Here is an 18173-nt window from a genome sequence, read left to right on the forward strand (position 1 = left end):
GGAACCCGTGCGGGCTCCTCGCGAAGTGGCCCGCACGGGCCCCATCAGGGGCGCGACCAGGCGATCCGCAACCACTGGCCGACCAGGACGAACATGCAGATCGCCGCGAGGACGAGCCCGACGGACGGCCCCGCCTGCGGGACCGTCTGTCGGGCCCAGATCGCGATGAGCCCTTCCAGTGCCACCACCCCGCAGGCCAGGGCCGCCACGAAGGACAGGGCCCAGCGCCGGGTCGTCAGCGCCAGCGTGCTGATCAGCACGCCCGCGATACCGGAGTTGATCGCGAACAGTCGTGGGAGCAGGCCCACGTTCAGGGCGGGATCGGCACTCCCCACCAGTACCTGCCAGCCGGTCGCCCCTCCGATCCACGGCAGCAGCGAGCACAGCACCAGCACCAGCATGACCCCGGTGATCACCAGGGCCCGCCTTCCCGGGTCGATTCTGCGTCCCAGGTCGCGTTCGGCTCTCGACAGCTGGGCACGGACGTCCTGTTCGGCCGTGTGGGGCACGTGACCCTCTCCGTCCTGCTTCTGTGATTCCCCGGCGCCGCGCTCGCTCAACACGCACATCCCTGTTCGCTCGTCGATTCCGTTGCCGGCGCTCCGAACGACGGGAGTCCCAGGCCGACTCCGGAGGTCTTGGGGCGCTGTCCCCGCTCCCAATGATCACCGGCCACGGTACGCCGGTGTGCGAGGATCTCGCCGTCGGCGATCAGATGGTGCGGGGCCGCGCGCGTCACCGTCGTGTGCACGATGTCACCAGGACGGACCTCGCCCTCGACCAAGTCGCCGACGGGCGTGAAATGCACCAGGCGCCCGTCCCGCGCACGCCCGGACATACGTCGTGTCTCGGCGTTCTTGCGCCCCTCGCCCTCGGCGACGAGCAGTTCCACATCACGTCCCACGAGCTCGGTGTTGAGCTCCCAGGAAATCTCGTTCTGCAGCGCCACCAGGCGCTCGTAGCGCTCCTGGACGACCTCCTTCGGCGGCTGACCGTCCATCTCCGCGGCCGGGGTGCCCTCGCGCCGGGAGTACTGGAACGTGAAAGCGCTGGAGAATCGCGCCCGGCGCACCACATCGAGGGTGGCCTGGAAGTCCTCTTCCGTCTCGCCGGGAAAACCCACGATGATGTCGGTGGTGATCGCCGCGTCGGGCATCGCTTCCCGCACCTTGCTCAGGATGTTCAGGTACCGCTCGGAGCGGTAGGAGCGGCGCATCGACTTCAGGATCCGGTCGGAGCCGGACTGCAGCGGCATGTGCAGCTGGGGACAGACGTTCGGCGTCTCGGCCATCGCCTCGATGACGTCGTCGGTGAAGTCCCGCGGGTGCGGGGAGGTGAAGCGAACCCGCTCCAGCCCCTCGATCTCCCCGCACGAGCGCAGGAGTTTGCCGAAGGCGTAGCGGTCGCCGAACTCGACACCGTAGGCATTGACGTTCTGCCCCAGCAGCGTCACCTCGAGCACGCCCTCGGAAACCAGTGCCTGCACCTCGGACAGGACCTCCCCGGGGCGGCGATCCTTCTCCTTGCCACGCAGCGAGGGAACGATGCAGAACGTGCAGGTGTTGTTGCAGCCGACCGAGATCGACACCCAGCCGGAGTAGGTCGACTCGCGGCGCGCGGGCAGCGTGGAGGGAAATGTCTCGAGCGATTCGAGGATCTCGACCTCGGCTTCCCGGTTGTGCCGCGCACGCTCCAGCAGCGTCGGCAGCGATCCGAGGTTGTGCGTGCCGAACACGACGTCCACCCATGGCGCGCGCCGGACGATCTCGCCTCGATCCTTCTGCGCCAGGCAACCACCGACGGCGATCTGCATGTCCGGGTTGTGCTGCTTGGCCGGACGCAGATGCCCCAGAGTGCCGTACAGCCGGTTGTCGGCGTTCTCCCGTACCGCACACGTGTTGAACACGAGAAGATCGGGGTCGACATCCCGGGAGGCACGCACGTAGCCGGCGTCCTCCAGCAGCCCGGACAGCCGCTCGGAGTCGTGCACGTTCATCTGGCAGCCGTACGTTCGGACCTCGTACGTCTTTACACCGCTGCTCGTACCCACCGTTACACCATATCCCCTGCTCAGGTACGTGATTTCACCCCTGCTGCCCGGCGGAACCGCTGCTGTCCACGCTCTTTGCCCACCGCGACCGAGCACCGTGCTCCCCGACGAAGCGACCTCGGACGATCTCCAACGGGAGCACCGAAGTCGGAACGCCACACCACCACGGAACGAATCCTCCCGACCACGGACAGCAAGAACCACCGTCTCGTAACCGAGTTGCAACCTGCGTTGACCCATTTTTTCTGGACTATCGCCTGATCACGGCTTAAGTTGCCGCCATCGCATCCGACGTCCCCGGCCGGTCAGGAGAACGAATGACCGAAGTTTCCACGGACACGCCGATGATCCGGCTGTCCGCGGTCGACAAGTACTTCGGCGCACTGCACGTACTCAGAGACATCGACCTGGAAGTACCCCGTGGCCAGGTCGTCGTGGTTCTGGGGCCATCGGGCTCCGGCAAGTCGACGCTGTGCCGGGTGATCAACCGGCTGGAACCCGTCGACTCCGGCTCCATCGCCCTCGACGGTGTTCCCCTGCCCGCCGAGGGACGCGCGCTGGCCGAACTGCGCGCCGATGTCGGCATGGTGTTCCAGCAGTTCAACCTGTTCGCGCACAAAAGCATCCTCGACAACGTCACCCTGGGGCCGATCAAGGTCCGCAAGTCCGGCAAGGCCGCCGCTCGCGACGAAGCGATGCAGCTGCTGGAACGCGTCGGTATCGCCGACCAGGCGGACAAGTACCCGGCGCAGCTTTCCGGCGGTCAGCAGCAGCGGGCGGCGATCGCTCGAGCGCTGGCGATGCGGCCGAAGGTGATGCTGTTCGACGAACCGACCTCCGCGCTCGACCCCGAAATGGTCAACGAGGTCCTCGACGTGATGACCGGCCTGGCCGCGGACGGTATGACCATGCTCGTCGTCAGTCACGAGATGGGCTTCGCACGCCGAGCGGCGCATCGCGTGCTGTTCATGGCCGACGGGGAGGTCGCCGAGGACTCCGTCCCGGAGGACTTCTTCCAGGCGCCGGCAACCGACCGCGCCAAGGATTTCCTCGGCAAGATCCTCACCCACTGACGTACCCACCCAGGACACGTATGGAAGGCCGCAGCCGCCACCGCGGCTGTTCGTCGAGCAGAGAGGACACAGACATGCGCTCCCGCAAACCCCGTGCAGTCGCCGCCGCCCTGGCGGCAACACTGGGACTCGTGCTCACTGCCTGCGGTTCGGGCTCGACCAACCAGCTCGGCAGTGGCGGGCAGGACAGCTTCCAGGCTCCCGTCGCCGAGAACCCGTCGTTCGAACCGGGCACCACGATGGCGAAGCTGAGCAAGCAGGGCTCGATCACCGTCGGCACGAAGTTCGACCAGCCCCTGTTCGGCCTGAAGGGCCTGGACGGCACGATGCAGGGCTTCGACATCGAGATCGCCCGGATCATCGCCGGGCAGCTCGGCATTCCCGCGGACAAGATCAACTGGGTCAAGACACCGAGCAAGAGCCGTGAGGCCTACATCGAGCAGGACCGGGTGGACATGGTCGTGGCCACCTACACGATCAACGACAAGCGTGCGCAGCGCGTGAGCTTCGCAGGCCCGTACTACAACGCCGGCCAGGACCTCATGGTCAAAAAGGACAACACCGAGATCACCGGGCCGGAGTCGCTGCGCAAGACCGGCGCCAAGGTCTGCTCGGCCCGCGGCTCCACCCCGTCCGAGGAGATCAAGAAGTACATCGACCCGGCCAACCTCGTCCTGTTCGACGTCTACTCGAAGTGCGCCGACGCGCTGCGCACCGGCCAGGTCGACGCGGTGACCACCGACAACGTCATCCTGCTCGGCCTGGTCAACGAAAGCGGCGGCAAGTTCAAGCTGGTGGGCAAGCCCTTCACCGAAGAGCCCTACGGCGTCGGCATCACCAAGGGCGACACCGAGTTCTGCCAGTTCATCCACCAGAGCCTGACCAAGGCCGCGCAGAACGGCACCTACCAGAAGGCGTGGGAAGCCACCGCGGGCAAGGTCTCCGAGGAAAACCCCAAGCTGCCCGAGCTGAACACCTGCAGCTGACCCGTACCTGAGGCTGTGGGGGTCACAGGCCGGAGCCTGCGGCCCCCACAAGGCCGGAGTGAACCGTGCACGTCATCACCGACAACCTGTCCCTCTACCGGGACGGTCTCGTCACGACCCTGCGAATCTGCCTGTACTCGGGGCTGCTCGCCCTCCTGCTGGGTACGATCATGGCCGCCTGCCGGGTCTCCCCTCTCACGCCACTGCGAGCAGTGGGCACCTCGTGGGTCACCGTGTTCCGCAACAGCCCGCTGCTGGTGGTGCTGTTCTTCATGGCCTTCGGGCTGCCCGAACTCGGCATCAACGGCACCTACTTCGTGTTCGGCACGATCGGCCTGGCGCTGTACACCTCGGCGTTCGTCTGCGAGGCGATCCGCAGCGGGATCAACGCGGTCCCGCCCGGCCAGGCCGAGGCCGCACGGTCCGTCGGGCTCGGCTTCGGCCAGACCCTGTCGCTGATCGTGCTGCCACAAGCGGTGCGCTCGGTCATTCCCCCACTGGGCAGCGTCATGATCGCGATGATCAAGAACTCGGCCATCGTCGGCGCCTTCGGTGTCGGCGGGGATCTCTTCTCCGTCGGGGAGAACCTCACCTCGGCCCAGGGAGAGGCGGCACTGCCGGTACTGATCGGCGTGATGCTCGGCTACCTGATCATCACCATTCCCGCGGGTCTCCTCCTCGGGATCGTCGAACGGAAGGTGGCGATCGCCCGATGACGAACTCCGTGCTGTACGAGGCCCCCGGACCTCGCGCCAAGCGCCGTGCCCGCTACACCAGCATCGTCGTCGGCGTGGCGCTGCTCGGCATCGCCGCCTGGGCCGTGGCGCAGCTCGCCGCGGCGGGCCAGTTCACCATGAACAAGTGGGGCCCGCTCGTCGATCCCTCGCACGAGTACTTCGCGGCCCTGTGGAACATTCTCGGGCAGGGGCTGGTCAACACCCTGCAAGCCGCCGCACTGTCGATCGCGCTCTCCCTGGTGATCGGTACCGCGATGGCACTGACCCGGATCACCAGCGCCCCGTGGTACCGCTGGGCGGTCGTCGGCGTGATCGAACTCCTGCGCGGGATACCGGTCGTCATCGCGATCTTCTTCGCCGCCCGGGTGCTGCCCGAGCTCGGCATCGAACTGCCGCTGCTGTGGTACCTGGTGATCGGACTGACCGCCTACAACTCGGTGATCATCGCCGAGATCGTGCGCGCCGGGATCCTGTCCCTGCCGCGCGGCCAGAGCGAGGCCGCCTACGCGCTCGGGATGCGCCGCAGCCAGGTGCTGCTCACGGTACTGCTGCCCCAGGCGTTCCGGACCATGCTGCCCGCATTGATCAGCCAGCTCGTGGTGGTCCTCAAAGACACCTCGCTCGGTTATGTCATCAGCTACCCGGAACTGGTGCAGGAAGCCGAGATCGCCATCCAGAACCTGAACAACCCGATCCAGATCTACTTCGTCGTCGCGGTGGTCTTCATCGCCATCAACTACTCGCTGAGCCGACTGGCGGTGTTCACCGAGCGGCGCCTCAGCCGGGGCAGGCAGGGACCGAGCCGTCCTGCCCGGCCCCATCGGACACCGGCAGCGACCGGGAATGCCACCGGCGGAGGTCACTGACCCCGAGGCCACGCTCAGCGAGGCAGGTCCGGTGGCCGGGCAGCTACCCCCGCTTCGCCGAGCGTGGCCTCGTAGGCACGTCGCCATCGCCCTTCGGCGACCGACCGAGTGAGGATGTGCCGCAGTTCCTCGCGCAACGCGGCATCGTGCGGCGGAATGCCGAGAAAGTGCGCGGTCGTCGCTGCCCGAGGTCCCGTCAGCGCATACGGGCCCACCTCGGCCACGCGCGAGGTCTGCGGATCGACACCGCCGATCTGAATGTCCACACTGCCTGTGGCGATCGCGTCCGCGCGCAGCGTCGGCGGCAGCAGGCGGAACGCCACCCGGGTCTCGGGATCCAGCCCCAACCCCTCGGCGAGCATTCGCGCGATCCGCACGTCGAAACCGGTGTACTCACCGCGCTCGCGGTGCACGAATTCCGGTGCGTCCGAGCGCAGCCCCACCAGCAACGTTCCCCGCTTGCGGATCTCGGCGATCGTCGGTGACCCCTGGACCTCCACCGGATCGCTCGACGGGGAGGGAACCACCGCCGAACCGCCCGGGCTCGCCGGCCCCGGTACCGAGGTGGGTCGCCCAGGACTCTCCCCCTGCCCACATGCCGACAGCAGCACACCCGCGGACACCATCACCGCAGCCGCTCGACTCCGCATGGGCCATCATCCTCGTACCCGGCCGAACCGATGTCCAGACTCACCGCGTCCTTTCCGGCCACTGCGGCCGGTCGACCGGAAAGTCCCACCCGCTCACTCCACAAAGGATGGTGACGACGACACCACCGGACCCGCCACTGGATCGGTTTTGACGCTCCTGCCGCAGGCACTACACTGAGCATCTCGATTGCCATCGAAGGCGCCAGCGTCGTCGCCCGCATGTGTACATCCACACTCCAGGAGGCGGAGAATGACGCGCGCGCCCATCCATCCGGTGGTCCAGCAGGTCACCGATCGCATCGCGGCACGCAGCGAGCACACTCGGCGCGCCTACCTCGAACGGATCGAGGCGGCCAAGGGGGACGGCCCCGCCCGCGCGAACATGGGCTGCAGCAACCTCGCCCACGGTTTCGCGGCGATCAGCGGAACCGACCGGCAGTCCGTCAAGGAACTGGTCCGGCCCGGCGTGGCGATCGTGTCCGCCTACAACGACATGCTCTCGGCGCACAAGCCCTACGCGCAGTTCCCGGAGTGGCTCAAGGACGCCGCCCGCGCCGCCGGCGGTGTCGCGCAGTTCGCCGGTGGCGTGCCCGCCATGTGCGACGGGATCACCCAGGGACGCACCGGCATGGAACTGTCCCTGTTCTCCCGCGACGTGATCGCGATGGCCACCGGAGTCGCCCTGTCCCACGAGATGTTCGACGGCGCCCTGCTGCTCGGCATCTGCGACAAGATCGTGCCCGGCCTGCTCGTCGGCGGACTCTCCTTCGGCCACCTGCCCACCGTGCTCGTGCCCGCGGGGCCGATGGCCTCCGGCCTGCCCAACGGCGAGAAGAGCCGCATCCGCCAGCTGTTCGCCGAGGGCAAGGCCACCCGTGACGACCTGCTGGAGGCTGAATCGGCCTCCTACCACTCCCCCGGCACCTGCACGTTCTACGGCACCGCCAACTCCAACCAGCTCGTCGTCGAGATGATGGGGTTGCACCTGCCCGGCGCCAGCTTCGTCGCCCCCGGCACACCGCTGCGCAAGGCGCTGACCGAGGAAGCCGCCCGCCGCGTCGTCGCGGCGGCGCGCGAGGACGACGCCCCCGGCATCGGCGAGATCGTGGACGAGCGCGCGATCGTCAACGGCGTGGTCTCGCTGCTGGCCACCGGCGGCTCCACCAACCACACCATGCACCTGGTCGCGGTCGCCGCCGCCGCGGGAATCGAACTGACCTGGGACGACTTCTCCGAGCTGTCCGCCGTCGTCCCGCTGCTGGCCAGCGTGTACCCGAACGGCTCCGCCGACATCAACCACTTCACCGCCGCGGGCGGAGTGCAGACCCTCGTCGGCGAGCTGCTCGACGCCGGGCTGGTACACCCGGACGTGCGCACCGTGGCAGGCCACGGACTCGACCGGTACCGGCAGCAGCCCTTCCTCGAAGACGGCGAACTCGTCTGGCGCGACGGGCTGCACCGCAGCCTGGACACCGACGTGCTGCGCAGCGTTGCCGAGCCCTTCGCCCCGGACGGTGGTCTGCGCGTGCTGGACGGCAACCTCGGACGTTCGGTCATCAAGGTCTCGGCGGTGAAACCGGGCAACCGCAACGTCACCGCACCGGCACGGATCTTCGACGACCAGCACCAGTTCACCGCTGCCTTCCAGGCGGGCGAACTGGACCACGACGTGGTCGTGGTGGTCCGCAACCAGGGCCCGCAGGCCAACGGCATGCCCGAACTGCACGGGCTCAGCCCCGGCCTGGGCGTGCTCATGGACCGCGGACACCAGGTCGCCCTGGTCACCGACGGCCGCATGTCCGGAGCGTCCGGCAAAACCCCGGCCGCGATCCAGGTCACCCCCGAGGCCACCTCGGGCGGCCCGCTGGCGAAGCTGCGGGACGGCGACATCATCCGGCTCGACAGCGACCACGGCACCCTCGAAGTGCTGGTTCCCGCCGACGAACTGGCCTCCCGCGAACCCGCCTGCGGCGCCACCTCGAGCCAGTTCGGCACCGGGCGCGAGTTGTTCGCGGCCTTCCGCGCCACGGTCGGCCGTGCCGATCGCGGCGCGAGCGTGTTCGCCCCGCTCGAGCACCAAGCCACGCCGAACGACGTGTCGGCCTGACCTCCTCCCCGAAGAACCAACCCGACCGACCCTCGAATGGACCACCAGCCGTGAACTCCGCAACCGAGATCCTCGAACTCGGCCCCGTCGTGCCCGTGGTCGTCTTCACCGACACCGAACACGCTGTTCCCGCCGCGCAGGCCCTGCTGCGCGGCGGGATCCGCACCATCGAAGTCACCCTGCGCACTCCGGTGGCACTGCCCGCTCTCGAACGCATCGCCGCCGAAGTCCCCGACATCGTGGTCGGGGCCGGAACCATCACCGAACCCGGCCAGGCACACGAAGCCGCCGAGGCCGGCGCCCGCTACCTGGTCACCCCCGGCTGCACCGAGCGGCTGCTGGACGACATCGACGACACCGGCCTGCCCGCCCTTCCCGGTGTCAGTACCGCCTCGGAAGCCCTGCGCCTGGCCGAGCGCGGCGCGCAGGCCCTGAAGTTCTTCCCCGCCGAACCCAGCGGCGGGGCGGCTTACCTCAAATCCCTCACCGGCCCCCTGCCGAACCTGCGGTTCTGCCCCACGGGCGGCATCACGGCGGACAATGCGCCGAGCTACCTGTCGCTGCCCAACGTCGACTGCATCGGTGGCTCGTGGCTGACTCCCGGCTCGGCGCTCGCCGCGGGAGACTGGGACCACGTCGAGGCCCTGGCCCGGCAGGCCGCCGAACTCGGCTGAGCAACCGCCGTGCTGCCTGCGGGCCGATCCCTGCCGGCAGCACTATGCGGCGGCCTCGGCCTCGACCGTCTCGAGCGCTTCGGTGATCGAATCGACCACCGGGAAACCGGTGGCTTCCAGAGCGGGCCGCGCCATCACACCGGTGGTCAGCAGCACGCAATCGGCTCCCACCCGCTCGGCGGCGTGCGCGTCGTCGGCCACATCCCCGATGAGCACGGTCTCGGCGGGGTCGATTCCGAGCACGGTGACGTGCTCGGTCAGGCAGTCCGCCTTCGAACCGCCTCCGATCTCGGCGCGCAGACCGTCGATGCGGGTGAACAACGCGTTCAGACCGAAGGTCTCCACCAGCGGGACCAGCTCGTCGTGAAACCACATCGACAGCAGCGACTGGGTGCGCCCCGAGTCGATCCAGGCCCGCAGCTTCTCGGGGACGCCGTGGGCAAGGCCGCACGTGGGCAGCAGCTCGCGGTAGGCATCGTGATAGAGCTTCTCGATCCGTGTCCAGTCGTGCTCACCGAGCGCACGCCCCAGCACGTGCTCGTAAGAGCGGTGCAGCGGGCGGCCGAACACCGCACGCCAGCGCTCGAGATCGATGTGTTCGCAGCCGAAGGCCGCACAGACCTTGTTCACCGCCGCGACCACGGCATCGTTGTCGTCGAGGAGGGTGCCGTTCCAATCCCAGATGATGTGCCGCGTGCTGCGCGCGATGGCCGAACTCGTCACCCGCCGAGCCTACGGGTTCACGATCACCACGACCAAGCTCCGTCACTCGTTTCGATCAGCGAGGCTCCGGATCGTCCACATCGGCACCGTCCACAGCGAAGTCCTCGGTTTCCGTATCCCCGACTTCCGGATCCTCGGTTTCTTCCCGCACCACCCGGAAAGCCAGGCCCTCGCTGTAGCCCTTGCGTGCCAGCATCGCCACCAGGCGGCGGGTTCTGGCAACGGGGGCCACGGCACGCATGCCGCGTAGCTTGCGCCGCACCAGCTCCCGCGCTCGCCGGGCCTCCGCATCATCGTCCACTTGGGACACTGCCTCGGCGATCGCCTCGTCGTCGACGCCCTTGCGGTGCAGTTCGGCCCGCAGCGCTCTGCGCCCGACCCCTTGGTGCTCGTGCCGTTGACGCACCCAGCTCTCGGCGAAGGCGGCGTCGTCGATCAGACCTGCCTGTTCGAACTTCTGCAGCACGCCGTCCGCCGTCTCGGCGGGGATGCCTTTGCGCAGCAGCGCCTGCATCAGTTCGGAGCGGCTCCGTGCCCGGGCGGCCAGCAGGCGGTACACGGTTTCCCGAGCAAGCTGCTCGGGTGCCTGCGGAGCCTTCGTCGAGCGAGGCGCCTCGGTCTCGCCCTCGTCGGTACCGGCTTCGCCGGGGGCAGCACGGTTCGGCTCGCCGTGGCTCTCGCTGCCGTACGGGTCGTCGTGGAAGCGGCTGCGGGAACCGCTCCCACGACGACCCGAGTCCGCGGTGCTCATGACGGTGCCTTAGAAGTCGACCGGGGCGGGCTCGGCTTCGGTCTCCTCCGACTCCGGCTGTGCCGCACCGATACCCAGCTTCTCCTTGATCCGCTTCTCGATCTCGTTGGCGACGTCCGGGTTGTCCCGCAGGAACTTGCGGGCGTTCTCCTTGCCCTGGCCGAGCTGATCGCCCTCGTAGGTGTACCAGGCACCGGACTTGCGGATGAAGCTCTGCTCGACACCCATGTCGATCAGCGAGCCCTCACGGCTGATGCCCTGACCGTAGATGATGTCGAACTCGGCCTGCTTGAACGGCGGGCTGACCTTGTTCTTGACCACCTTCACCCGGGTGCGGTTGCCCACCGCATCGGAGCCGTCCTTCAACGTCTCGATCCGACGCACGTCCAGCCGCACCGACGAGTAGAACTTCAGCGCCTTCCCGCCCGTGGTGGTCTCGGGTGAGTTGTGGACCATGACACCGTCGACGAAATAGTTGTGGTTGCCTTCCACCTCGATGTCGAAGCGGTTCATCCCTCGAGTCTCGGGCTTGACGTGAATATCGAGGATCCGTGCGGGCACCAGTCGCATTTCGGGATCAACAAAAACCGGCTTCACGGCACACTGCCCTCGATACCGAGGCAGCAGCTTGTATTCCATCGACGGATGCACGTACGGCGCGATCAACTCCTGGAATTTCGCCGTGGACGCGGTCGAGAACTGGAGTACAGACACTCCACGCCGACCACGGCTGGTGAGCTTGACATCCAGGTCGTAAGTGTCACGCAGGTACTCCACGACCCGTTCCCGGCTGCCCGGGCTCATCGCCTCGAGGCAGATCTCGATCCGACCGCTGCCTCCGTGCGTGCGCTCCTGCGCTCCCTTCGAGCGGACGGTGAAGCACCCGTCGTCCATGTACCAGACGGCCAGCGCCAACGGGGTCAGTGCCTTGAGGTAGTCCCAGGACAGATGCTTCTTGCCGTCACCGAAGTACACCGCCTCGTACAGCTCGTGAAGCTCCGGCAGCGGCGTGAAGTCGGTGAAGGCAGCACCCTTGGCGTTCTCGGTACGACTGGAGGAAACATTGCCGAGCAGTTCCGTCTTCCAGTCGAGATATGCGGTCTGTTGAACGCCGTGTCCCATTCGGAATCGGACACCATGGCGATCCCGCTGGTTCGGCGAGAGACTGCCATCGCCCATCAAGGATCCGAGCACGACCTGCCACTGCTGATCACCGAGCACGTGCTCTTCCGAGGTCAGCAGTCGGTCTCCGGCCATCAGTTCCCCGGCTTCGCGCCAACCGCCGGGTGTGCGAACCAGATGATTGGCGGTCGCTGCGAACTGTGCCCGGCCGTTCTTGCCGGACTTGGCAACCGTGAACTGAAGGAACTCGTCCGTCGGGCCGTTGTTGAACCAGTTCACAATCTTGCGAGGAACGATGCGATCGGACTCCGGATCGTAGGACATCACCTCGACGTCTCTCTTCTGATTGACGATCTTGCCGATCTTTTCCTGAGAACCGTCCGCGAGTGTCACTCGAGTGGAGTAATGCATGCATCCGAACATGACCCCGACTTTTTCGCGGAGCTGGTTGATGAAGATGGCTGTGGTCTGAGCGCTGTAGAGAGCCGAGGTGAGCTTGCGCAGGGCCTGGCTCATCAGGCGGGCCTGGAGGCCGACGTGGCTGTCGCCCATCTCCCCCTCGATCTCGGCGCGCGGCACCAGTGCGGCCACCGAGTCGATGGCGATGATGTCCAGCGCGCCGGAGCGGATCAGCATGTCCGCGATCTCCAGCGCCTGTTCACCGGTGTCGGGCTGGGAGACCAGCAGGGAATCGGTGTCCACGCCGATCGCCTTGGCGTAGTCCGGGTCGAGGGCGTGCTCGGCGTCGATGAACGCCGCCGTGCCGCCTTCCTGCTGCGCCCCGGCCACGGCGTGCAGGGCCACCGAGGTCTTGCCGCTGCTCTCGGGGCCGTAGATCTCCACGATCCGGCCACGCGGCAGGCCACCGACGCCGAGTGCCACATCCAGTGAGATGGACCCGGTGGGGATGGCCGCGACCGGCGTGCGCGACTCCTCGCCGAGCCGCATCACCGATCCCTTGCCGAACTGCTTGTCGATCTGGGCGAGGGCGAGCTCCAGGGCCTTGCCCTTGTCGGGGCCCTTGTCGGATGTTGCTGCCATCGGGGGTCCACCTCGATCGAATCGAACTGTGTCGTGTCGGAACCGACGCTACGGGCTGGGGCCGACAATCCACCCTCGGGCCTGCGAATCTGTGGACAGCCGGGCTCCTTGTGAATACATCATAGCCGAACTCCTGTTCGAAGCGGTAAGCGACACGCCGAGAGGGCACCGACTTCCCCGCGGTCTCCCGAAGACCGTCGGGACCATCGACGGTGCCCGGGCTCACCGGCGTTCGGGCGGGACCTCGAGCGCCTCGCACAGCGCGAACCACACCTGCTTGGGTTCCATCCCGGCGTCCAGGGCCTGGTCGGCGGTGCGATGGCCGAGCGAGGCCAGCACGAAGTCCCGGGTCAGCGTGTCGGCACGGATCTCGCCGAACTCCTCGGTCATCCGGCGGCGAAAGACGGTGTGGCGCATGCTTCTCCCGATCGGCGGCGGCGCCTCCAGGTTACGGGGCGGTACCCTGGCGGTGTGCTTGTCCTGCAAGGTGTCCCGGTCCTGCTGCACGGTGATCCGCTCCTGCAAGGCGATCCGACCGGGCTCTCCTCGTGGCCGGGGCGCCTGGTCATCGCGGCCATTCTGCTGTCCGTGCTCGTTCTCGCGGTGCGCTGGTTCCGGGACCAGCGCAAGCGCTGAGTCCGCCGCGCGCGTTGCCTGCGCCGCGGCGGCGCGCGGGACTGCCGGTCGCGCACGGTGATCGGGCGCGGCCGGTGCCGGTTTCGGTGTCGGAGACATGGTCCAGCATGGGGACGTGACCGACGCGCTGGCTGCTTTCTCCCCCGCGACCAGGGAGTGGTTCCACGGGGCATTTCCCGCGCCGACCGAGTCCCAGGTGGGCGCGTGGGAGGCCATCAACGGTGGGGAGCACGCGCTGGTCGTGGCACCGACCGGTTCGGGCAAGACGCTGGCCGCCTTCCTGTCCGCCCTGGACCGCCTCGCCACCAGCACCGTCCCGGCCGATCCGCACCATCGCTGCCGAGTGCTCTACGTCTCGCCGATGAAAGCTCTCGCCGTGGATGTGGAGCGGAACCTGCGCGCACCGCTGGCGGGTATCCGCCAGGCGGCGCGGCGTCTCGGTGGGGCCCCGCCGGAGATCACCGTGGGGATCCGGACCGGTGACACACCGGCCGATCAGCGGCGTGCGTTCGCGCGGAAACCACCCGACGTCCTCGTCACGACACCGGAGTCCCTGTTTCTGGTGCTGACCTCGGCGGCGCGCGAGTCGCTGCGCGGTGTGGACACCGTGATCGTCGACGAGGTGCACGCGGTGGCCGGAACCAAGCGCGGCGCGCACCTGGCGCTGTCGTTGGAGCGTCTGGACGCGTTGCTGGAGCGTCCGGCCCAGCGCATCGGCTTGTCGGCCACGGTGCGGCCGGTGGAGGAGGTCGGCACGTTCCTGGCCGGTGGGCGTGCGGTGCGCACGGTGCAGCCACCGAACCCGAAGCAGGTCGAGGTCTCGGTCGAGGTGCCGGTGGAGGACATGTCCGCTCCGGAGGCATCGACGGGGCCGGGAACCCCGGATACGGCGCCGGCCGGTGGGGGCGGGGATCCGGGCACCGAAGCCGAGCCACGGGCGTCGATCTGGCCGGCGCTGCAGCGCCGTGTCGTGGAGCTGATCCGCCACCGGAACTCCACGATCGTGTTCGCCAATTCGCGACGGCTGGCCGAGCGGCTGACCGCGGGCATCAACGAGATCGTCTCGGAAGAGGCCGGGGCGGGATCCGATCCGCAGCGCTTTCCCGCCGAGGTGGTGGGTGGTTCGGGGATCACCACCGGTGCGGCCGTGGTGCTGGCCAAGGCCCATCACGGGTCCATGTCCAAACAGCAGCGCTCCGAGGTGGAGGAGGAGCTCAAGTCCGGGCGGCTGGCGTGTGTGGTGGCGACCTCGTCACTGGAGCTGGGCATCGACATGGGGGCGGTGGACCTGGTCGTGCAGGTCGAGACCCCGCCGAGTGTCGCTTCCGGGATGCAGCGCGTCGGCCGCGGTGGTCACCAGGTCGGTGCGGTTTCCCGCGGTGTCGTGTTTCCGAAGTTCCGCGGTGATCTCGTGGGGTGTGCGGTGGTGTCCGAGCGGATGCGCGAGGGCCTGATCGAGTCCCTGTCGATGCCGCGCAATCCCCTCGACGTGCTGGCCCAGCAGGTGGTCGCGATGGTGGCCATGGAGACGTGGGACTCGGAGTCGCTGGCCGCGCTCGTGCGCCGGGCCGCCCCTTTCACGAGACTGCCGGACTCGGCGCTGCATGCGGTGCTGGACATGCTCGCCGGCCGGTATCCGAGTGCGGAGTTCGGGGAGTTGCGTGCGCGGATCGTGTGGGACCGGGTCACCGGCGAGTTGCGCGCGCGTCCCGGTGCGCAGCGTCTCGCGGTCACCTCGGGGGGCACGATTCCGGATCGGGGACTGTTCACGGTGGCGACTCCCGGTGATGGCGCCTCGGGGGGTCGCGGCGGGGTTCGGGTCGGTGAGCTCGACGAGGAGATGGTCTACGAGTCACGGGTGGGGGACACGTTCCTGCTCGGGACGTCGTCGTGGAAGGTCACCGACATCACGCATGATCGCGTGGTGGTGGTCCCCGCACCGGGGCAGCCGGCTCGGATGCCGTTCTGGAAGGGCGACTCTCCGGGGCGACCGCTGGAGCTGGGGCGGGCGATGGGCGCCTTCGTGCGGGAGCTGTCCACGGCGGGTTCCGACGCGGCCGGTGCACGGATCGAGCGAGCGGGGCTGGACTCCCGGGCGCGGGAGAATCTGCTGTCCTATGTGGAAGAGCAGCGCCGCGCCACCGGCCGGGTGCCCGATGACCGCACGATCGTGGTGGAGCGCTTCCGCGATGAGCTCGGTGACTGGCGCATGGTGGTGCATTCCCCGTTCGGCGCACAGGTCAACGCACCGTGGGCGCTGGTGATCGGGGCGCGGTTGCGGCAGCGGCGGGGGATCGATCCGCAGGTGGTCTCGTCCGACGACGGGATCGTGCTGCGGCTGGCCGACGCGCTCGACGAGTCCGGGGCGGAGGTACTGCCCACCGTCGAGGATCTCCTGCTGGAGCCGGACGAGGTGCAGCAGGTGGTCGGCGACGAGATCGGCGGTTCGGCGCTGTTCGCGTCCCGGTTCCGGGAGTGTGCCGCGCGGGCGTTGTTGTTGCCGCGGCGGGATCCGCGGCGACGCTCACCGCTGTGGCAGCAGCGGCAGCGTGCGGCGCAGTTGTTGGAGGTGGCCTCGCAGTACGAGCGGTTTCCGATCGTGCTGGAGGCGATGCGCGAGTGTGTGCAGGATGTCTACGACGTTCCCGGACTGGCCGAGGTGATGTCGCAGGTGGCGTCCCGACGGGTGCGTGTGGTCGAGGTCGAGACCACCGTGCCGTCGCCGTTCGCCCGGACGCTGCTGTTCGGCTATATCGGGATGTTCCTGTACGAGGCCGATGCGCCGCTGGCCGAGCGCCGGTCGGCCGCGTTGAGTCTGGATTCCACCCTGCTGGCCGAGTTGCTCGGGTCGGAGGCGCTGCGCGAGCTGCTGGATCCGCAGGTGGTGACCGAGGTGGAGGCTCGGCTGCAGCGGCTCGAACCGTCGAGGCAGGTGCGGGATGTCGAGGGCACGGTGGATCTTCTGCACTTCGTCGGGGACCTTTCCGAGCAGGAGGCGGCAGCACGCGGTGCCCGGCCGGAGTGGTTGCGGCGATTGGAATCGCAGCGCCGGGTCCTGCAGGTGCGGATCGCGGGTGAGCCTCGCTGGATTCCGGTGGAGGATGCGGGCAGGGTGCGGGACGCCCTGGGCGTGGCGTTGCCGGTGGGTGTTCCGGAAGTGTTCACCGAGCCCGTGGCGGACCCGCTCGACGAGCTGCTGATCCGGTACGCGCGGTGCCGGGGACCGTTTTCCGCCGAGGCGGTCGCGCACCGGTTCGGGATCGGGGTGGCCGTGGCCGGTGCTGTGCTGGATCGGCTGACCGGCACCGGACGGCTGGTCCGTGGGGAGCTGCGCCCGCTGGAGGCCGGGGGTGGCCGTGCCCCGGAGTACTGCGACGCCGAGGTACTGCGCCGGCTGCGGCGAGCTTCGCTGGCGCGACTGCGCGCCGAGATCGAACCGGTGGAACCCGCCGCGCTGGGTCGTTTCCTGCCGGCCTGGCACGGTGTCGGTGCGCGATTGCGGAGTGCGCCCACCGCCGACGACGTGCTGGCGGTGGTGGAGCAGTTGGCGGGGGTGCCCATGCCCGCCGGTGCGCTGGAGTCGCTGATCCTGCCCTCTCGGCTTCCGGGGTACACGCCGGCTTTGCTGGATGAACTGACCTCGACCGGGGAGGTCACCTGGGTCGGTTCGGGCTCGCCGGCCGGAGGCGACGGGTGGGTCGCCCTGGCGCCGTCCGACGTGGCCGAGTTCCTGCTCCCCGATGTGGCCGAGGACACGGAGACGACCACGGCTCCGTTGTCTCGCTGCCTGCTGTCGGCGTTGGGAGAGGGGGCGCTGTTCTTTCGGCAGCTGGCCGACCGTGCCGGTGCGCTCCTGCTCGAGCAGGGTGACAGCGCTCCGGAGGACAGTGCCGTGGTCGCGGCTCTGTGGGATCTCGTGTGGGCGGGGCTTGTCACCAACGACACCCTGGCGCCGCTCCGTGCCCGGGTTGCGGGCCACGGGGCGACGCACAAGCCTCGCCGCAGCGCCTCGCGGGGTCGCTATGCCCGATTGCGGACGGGGCGTACGGCTCCGCCCGGCCGGAGTGGTCCGCCCACCGTGTCCGGTCGCTGGTCGCTTGCCCCCCGTCCGTCGGAAGAGGAGCCGACACGGCGCGCGCATGCGCGTGCCGAGGCGTTTCTGGAGCGGCACGGAGTTCTCACCCGGGGCAGTGTGGACACCGAACGAGTGACGGGTGGGTTCGCCGCGGTGTACACGGTGCTGCGGAGGATGGAGGAGTCCGGACACTGCAGACGGGGCTACGTCATCGAGGGGCTCGGACCGGCGCAATTCGCCGTGCCCGGAGCGATCGACCGGTTGCGCGCGCTGTCCCTGCGGGGGCAGGAGGACCCCGCCGAGGCGGAGGCGCTGGTGCTGGCGGCCGCCGATCCGGCACAGCCGTACGGTGCGGCGCTCGGCTGGCCCGCTGCCGTGGGTGGTACTCGACACCGCCCGGGCCGTAAAGCCGGTGCGTTGGTGGTTCTCGTGTCGGGTCGGGCCGTGTTGTATCTCGAGCGTGGGGGCAAGTCCCTGCTGTCGTTCACCGAGGACGAGGCGACTCTGCTTCCGGCGGCGGAAGCCCTGGCGAACGCGGTCCGGGACGGGTGGCTCGACCGGCTGACCGTGCAACGTGCCGATGGGCACGGAGCCCTGGAATCGCGGATGGCCGACATCCTGACCGAAGCCGGTTTTCGTCCCACGCCCAAGGGGCTTCGCCTGCGGGCCTGATTCCCGGCGA

General features: G+C 68.6%; 15 protein-coding genes. 8 read left to right on the top strand and 7 right to left on the bottom strand.

The window, feature by feature from the left end; translation table 11 throughout:
• Positions 1 to 44: 44 nt before the first annotated feature.
• Together DFQ14_RS10440 and miaB are read right to left on the bottom strand one after the other, a co-directional pair.
• A complete protein-coding gene (locus DFQ14_RS10440; protein ID WP_246195584.1) occupies positions 45 to 569 on the bottom strand; it encodes an Rv2732c family membrane protein in 525 nt (174 codons plus the stop codon).
• Complete coding sequence (gene miaB / locus DFQ14_RS10445; RefSeq protein ID WP_257233634.1) at positions 557 to 2050, bottom strand: tRNA (N6-isopentenyl adenosine(37)-C2)-methylthiotransferase MiaB; 1494 nt, start codon at positions 2048 to 2050, stop codon at positions 557 to 559. The genes DFQ14_RS10440 and miaB overlap by 13 nt, the downstream gene beginning before the upstream one ends.
• 317 nt (positions 2051 to 2367) lie before the next feature.
• Between miaB and DFQ14_RS10450 the strand changes: the two genes are divergently transcribed.
• From DFQ14_RS10450 to DFQ14_RS10465, 4 genes are all read left to right on the top strand, one after another.
• Positions 2368 to 3123 carry an amino acid ABC transporter ATP-binding protein gene (locus DFQ14_RS10450; RefSeq protein ID WP_338072597.1) on the top strand — a complete coding sequence of 252 codons (756 nt, stop codon included), beginning with the start codon at positions 2368 to 2370 and terminating at the stop codon, positions 3121 to 3123.
• A gap of 74 nt (positions 3124 to 3197) precedes the next feature.
• Positions 3198 to 4109, top strand: coding sequence for a glutamate ABC transporter substrate-binding protein (locus DFQ14_RS10455; protein WP_114453020.1), 912 nt, complete (start codon positions 3198 to 3200; stop codon positions 4107 to 4109).
• A gap of 65 nt (positions 4110 to 4174) precedes the next feature.
• Positions 4175 to 4825 carry an amino acid ABC transporter permease gene (locus tag DFQ14_RS10460; RefSeq protein WP_114453022.1) on the top strand — a complete coding sequence of 217 codons (651 nt, stop codon included), beginning with the start codon at positions 4175 to 4177 and terminating at the stop codon, positions 4823 to 4825.
• A complete protein-coding gene (locus DFQ14_RS10465) occupies positions 4822 to 5712 on the top strand; it encodes an amino acid ABC transporter permease (protein WP_114453023.1) in 891 nt (296 codons plus the stop codon). Before DFQ14_RS10460 ends, DFQ14_RS10465 begins: the two co-directional genes overlap by 4 nt.
• 14 nt (positions 5713 to 5726) lie before the next feature.
• Here the strand turns inward: DFQ14_RS10465 and DFQ14_RS10470 are convergent, their stop codons facing one another.
• Entirely contained in the window at positions 5727 to 6362 is a 636-nt protein-coding gene (locus DFQ14_RS10470) for a transporter substrate-binding domain-containing protein (protein WP_114453024.1), read from the bottom strand.
• Between the two features lie 250 nt (positions 6363 to 6612).
• Between DFQ14_RS10470 and edd the strand changes: the two genes are divergently transcribed.
• A complete protein-coding gene (gene edd / locus DFQ14_RS10475; protein ID WP_114453025.1) occupies positions 6613 to 8469 on the top strand; it encodes a phosphogluconate dehydratase in 1857 nt (618 codons plus the stop codon).
• A gap of 50 nt (positions 8470 to 8519) precedes the next feature.
• Positions 8520 to 9143: a bifunctional 4-hydroxy-2-oxoglutarate aldolase/2-dehydro-3-deoxy-phosphogluconate aldolase gene (gene eda / locus DFQ14_RS10480; RefSeq protein ID WP_114453026.1), complete on the top strand. Its 624-nt coding sequence runs from the start codon at positions 8520 to 8522 to the stop codon at positions 9141 to 9143.
• A 42-nt stretch (positions 9144 to 9185) separates the two neighbouring features.
• Here eda and DFQ14_RS10485 read toward each other — a convergent pair whose 3' ends face one another.
• From DFQ14_RS10485 to DFQ14_RS10500, 4 genes are all read right to left on the bottom strand, one after another.
• Positions 9186 to 9866, bottom strand: a complete 681-nt coding sequence (locus DFQ14_RS10485) for an HAD family hydrolase (protein ID WP_114453027.1) — start codon at positions 9864 to 9866, stop codon at positions 9186 to 9188.
• A gap of 55 nt (positions 9867 to 9921) precedes the next feature.
• Complete coding sequence (locus tag DFQ14_RS10490; protein ID WP_114453028.1) at positions 9922 to 10617, bottom strand: regulatory protein RecX; 696 nt, start codon at positions 10615 to 10617, stop codon at positions 9922 to 9924.
• A 9-nt stretch (positions 10618 to 10626) separates the two neighbouring features.
• Positions 10627 to 12780, bottom strand: coding sequence for an intein-containing recombinase RecA (recA, locus tag DFQ14_RS10495; RefSeq protein WP_114453029.1), 2154 nt, complete (start codon positions 12778 to 12780; stop codon positions 10627 to 10629).
• 222 nt (positions 12781 to 13002) lie between these two features.
• The gene (locus DFQ14_RS10500; protein WP_114453030.1) at positions 13003 to 13197 is read right to left on the bottom strand and encodes a DUF3046 domain-containing protein; all 195 of its coding nucleotides are present in this window, start codon (positions 13195 to 13197) and stop codon (positions 13003 to 13005) included.
• A 54-nt stretch (positions 13198 to 13251) separates the two neighbouring features.
• Here DFQ14_RS10500 and DFQ14_RS21860 point away from each other — a divergent pair, with 54 nt between their 5' ends.
• On the top strand, positions 13252 to 13416 hold the full coding sequence (locus DFQ14_RS21860) for a hypothetical protein (protein WP_158546687.1): 165 nt from the start codon (positions 13252 to 13254) through the stop codon (positions 13414 to 13416).
• A gap of 97 nt (positions 13417 to 13513) precedes the next feature.
• A complete protein-coding gene (locus DFQ14_RS10505; protein WP_179951535.1) occupies positions 13514 to 18163 on the top strand; it encodes an ATP-dependent helicase in 4650 nt (1549 codons plus the stop codon).
• Positions 18164 to 18173 lie beyond the last annotated feature (10 nt).

This window comes from Halopolyspora algeriensis (assembly GCF_003337235.1).
Classification (GTDB): domain Bacteria; phylum Actinomycetota; class Actinomycetes; order Mycobacteriales; family Pseudonocardiaceae; genus Haloactinomyces; species Haloactinomyces algeriensis.

Bases quoted from the DNA above. Each gene is read 5' to 3' on its own strand.
- DFQ14_RS10440 (WP_246195584.1), bottom strand. From the start codon at position 569: ATGTGCGTGTTGAGCGAGCGCGGCGCCGGGGAATCACAGAAGCAGGAC.
- DFQ14_RS10450 (WP_338072597.1), top strand. From the start codon at position 2,368: ATGACCGAAGTTTCCACGGACACGCCGATGATCCGGCTGTCCGCGGTC.
- DFQ14_RS10455 (WP_114453020.1), top strand. From the start codon at position 3,198: ATGCGCTCCCGCAAACCCCGTGCAGTCGCCGCCGCCCTGGCGGCAACA.
- DFQ14_RS10465 (WP_114453023.1), top strand. From the start codon at position 4,822: ATGACGAACTCCGTGCTGTACGAGGCCCCCGGACCTCGCGCCAAGCGC.
- DFQ14_RS10470 (WP_114453024.1), bottom strand. From the start codon at position 6,362: ATGCGGAGTCGAGCGGCTGCGGTGATGGTGTCCGCGGGTGTGCTGCTG.
- edd (WP_114453025.1), top strand. From the start codon at position 6,613: ATGACGCGCGCGCCCATCCATCCGGTGGTCCAGCAGGTCACCGATCGC.
- DFQ14_RS10490 (WP_114453028.1), bottom strand. From the start codon at position 10,617: ATGAGCACCGCGGACTCGGGTCGTCGTGGGAGCGGTTCCCGCAGCCGC.
- recA (WP_114453029.1), bottom strand. From the start codon at position 12,780: ATGGCAGCAACATCCGACAAGGGCCCCGACAAGGGCAAGGCCCTGGAG.
- DFQ14_RS10500 (WP_114453030.1), bottom strand. From the start codon at position 13,197: ATGCGCCACACCGTCTTTCGCCGCCGGATGACCGAGGAGTTCGGCGAG.
- DFQ14_RS10505 (WP_179951535.1), top strand. From the start codon at position 13,514: ATGGTCCAGCATGGGGACGTGACCGACGCGCTGGCTGCTTTCTCCCCC.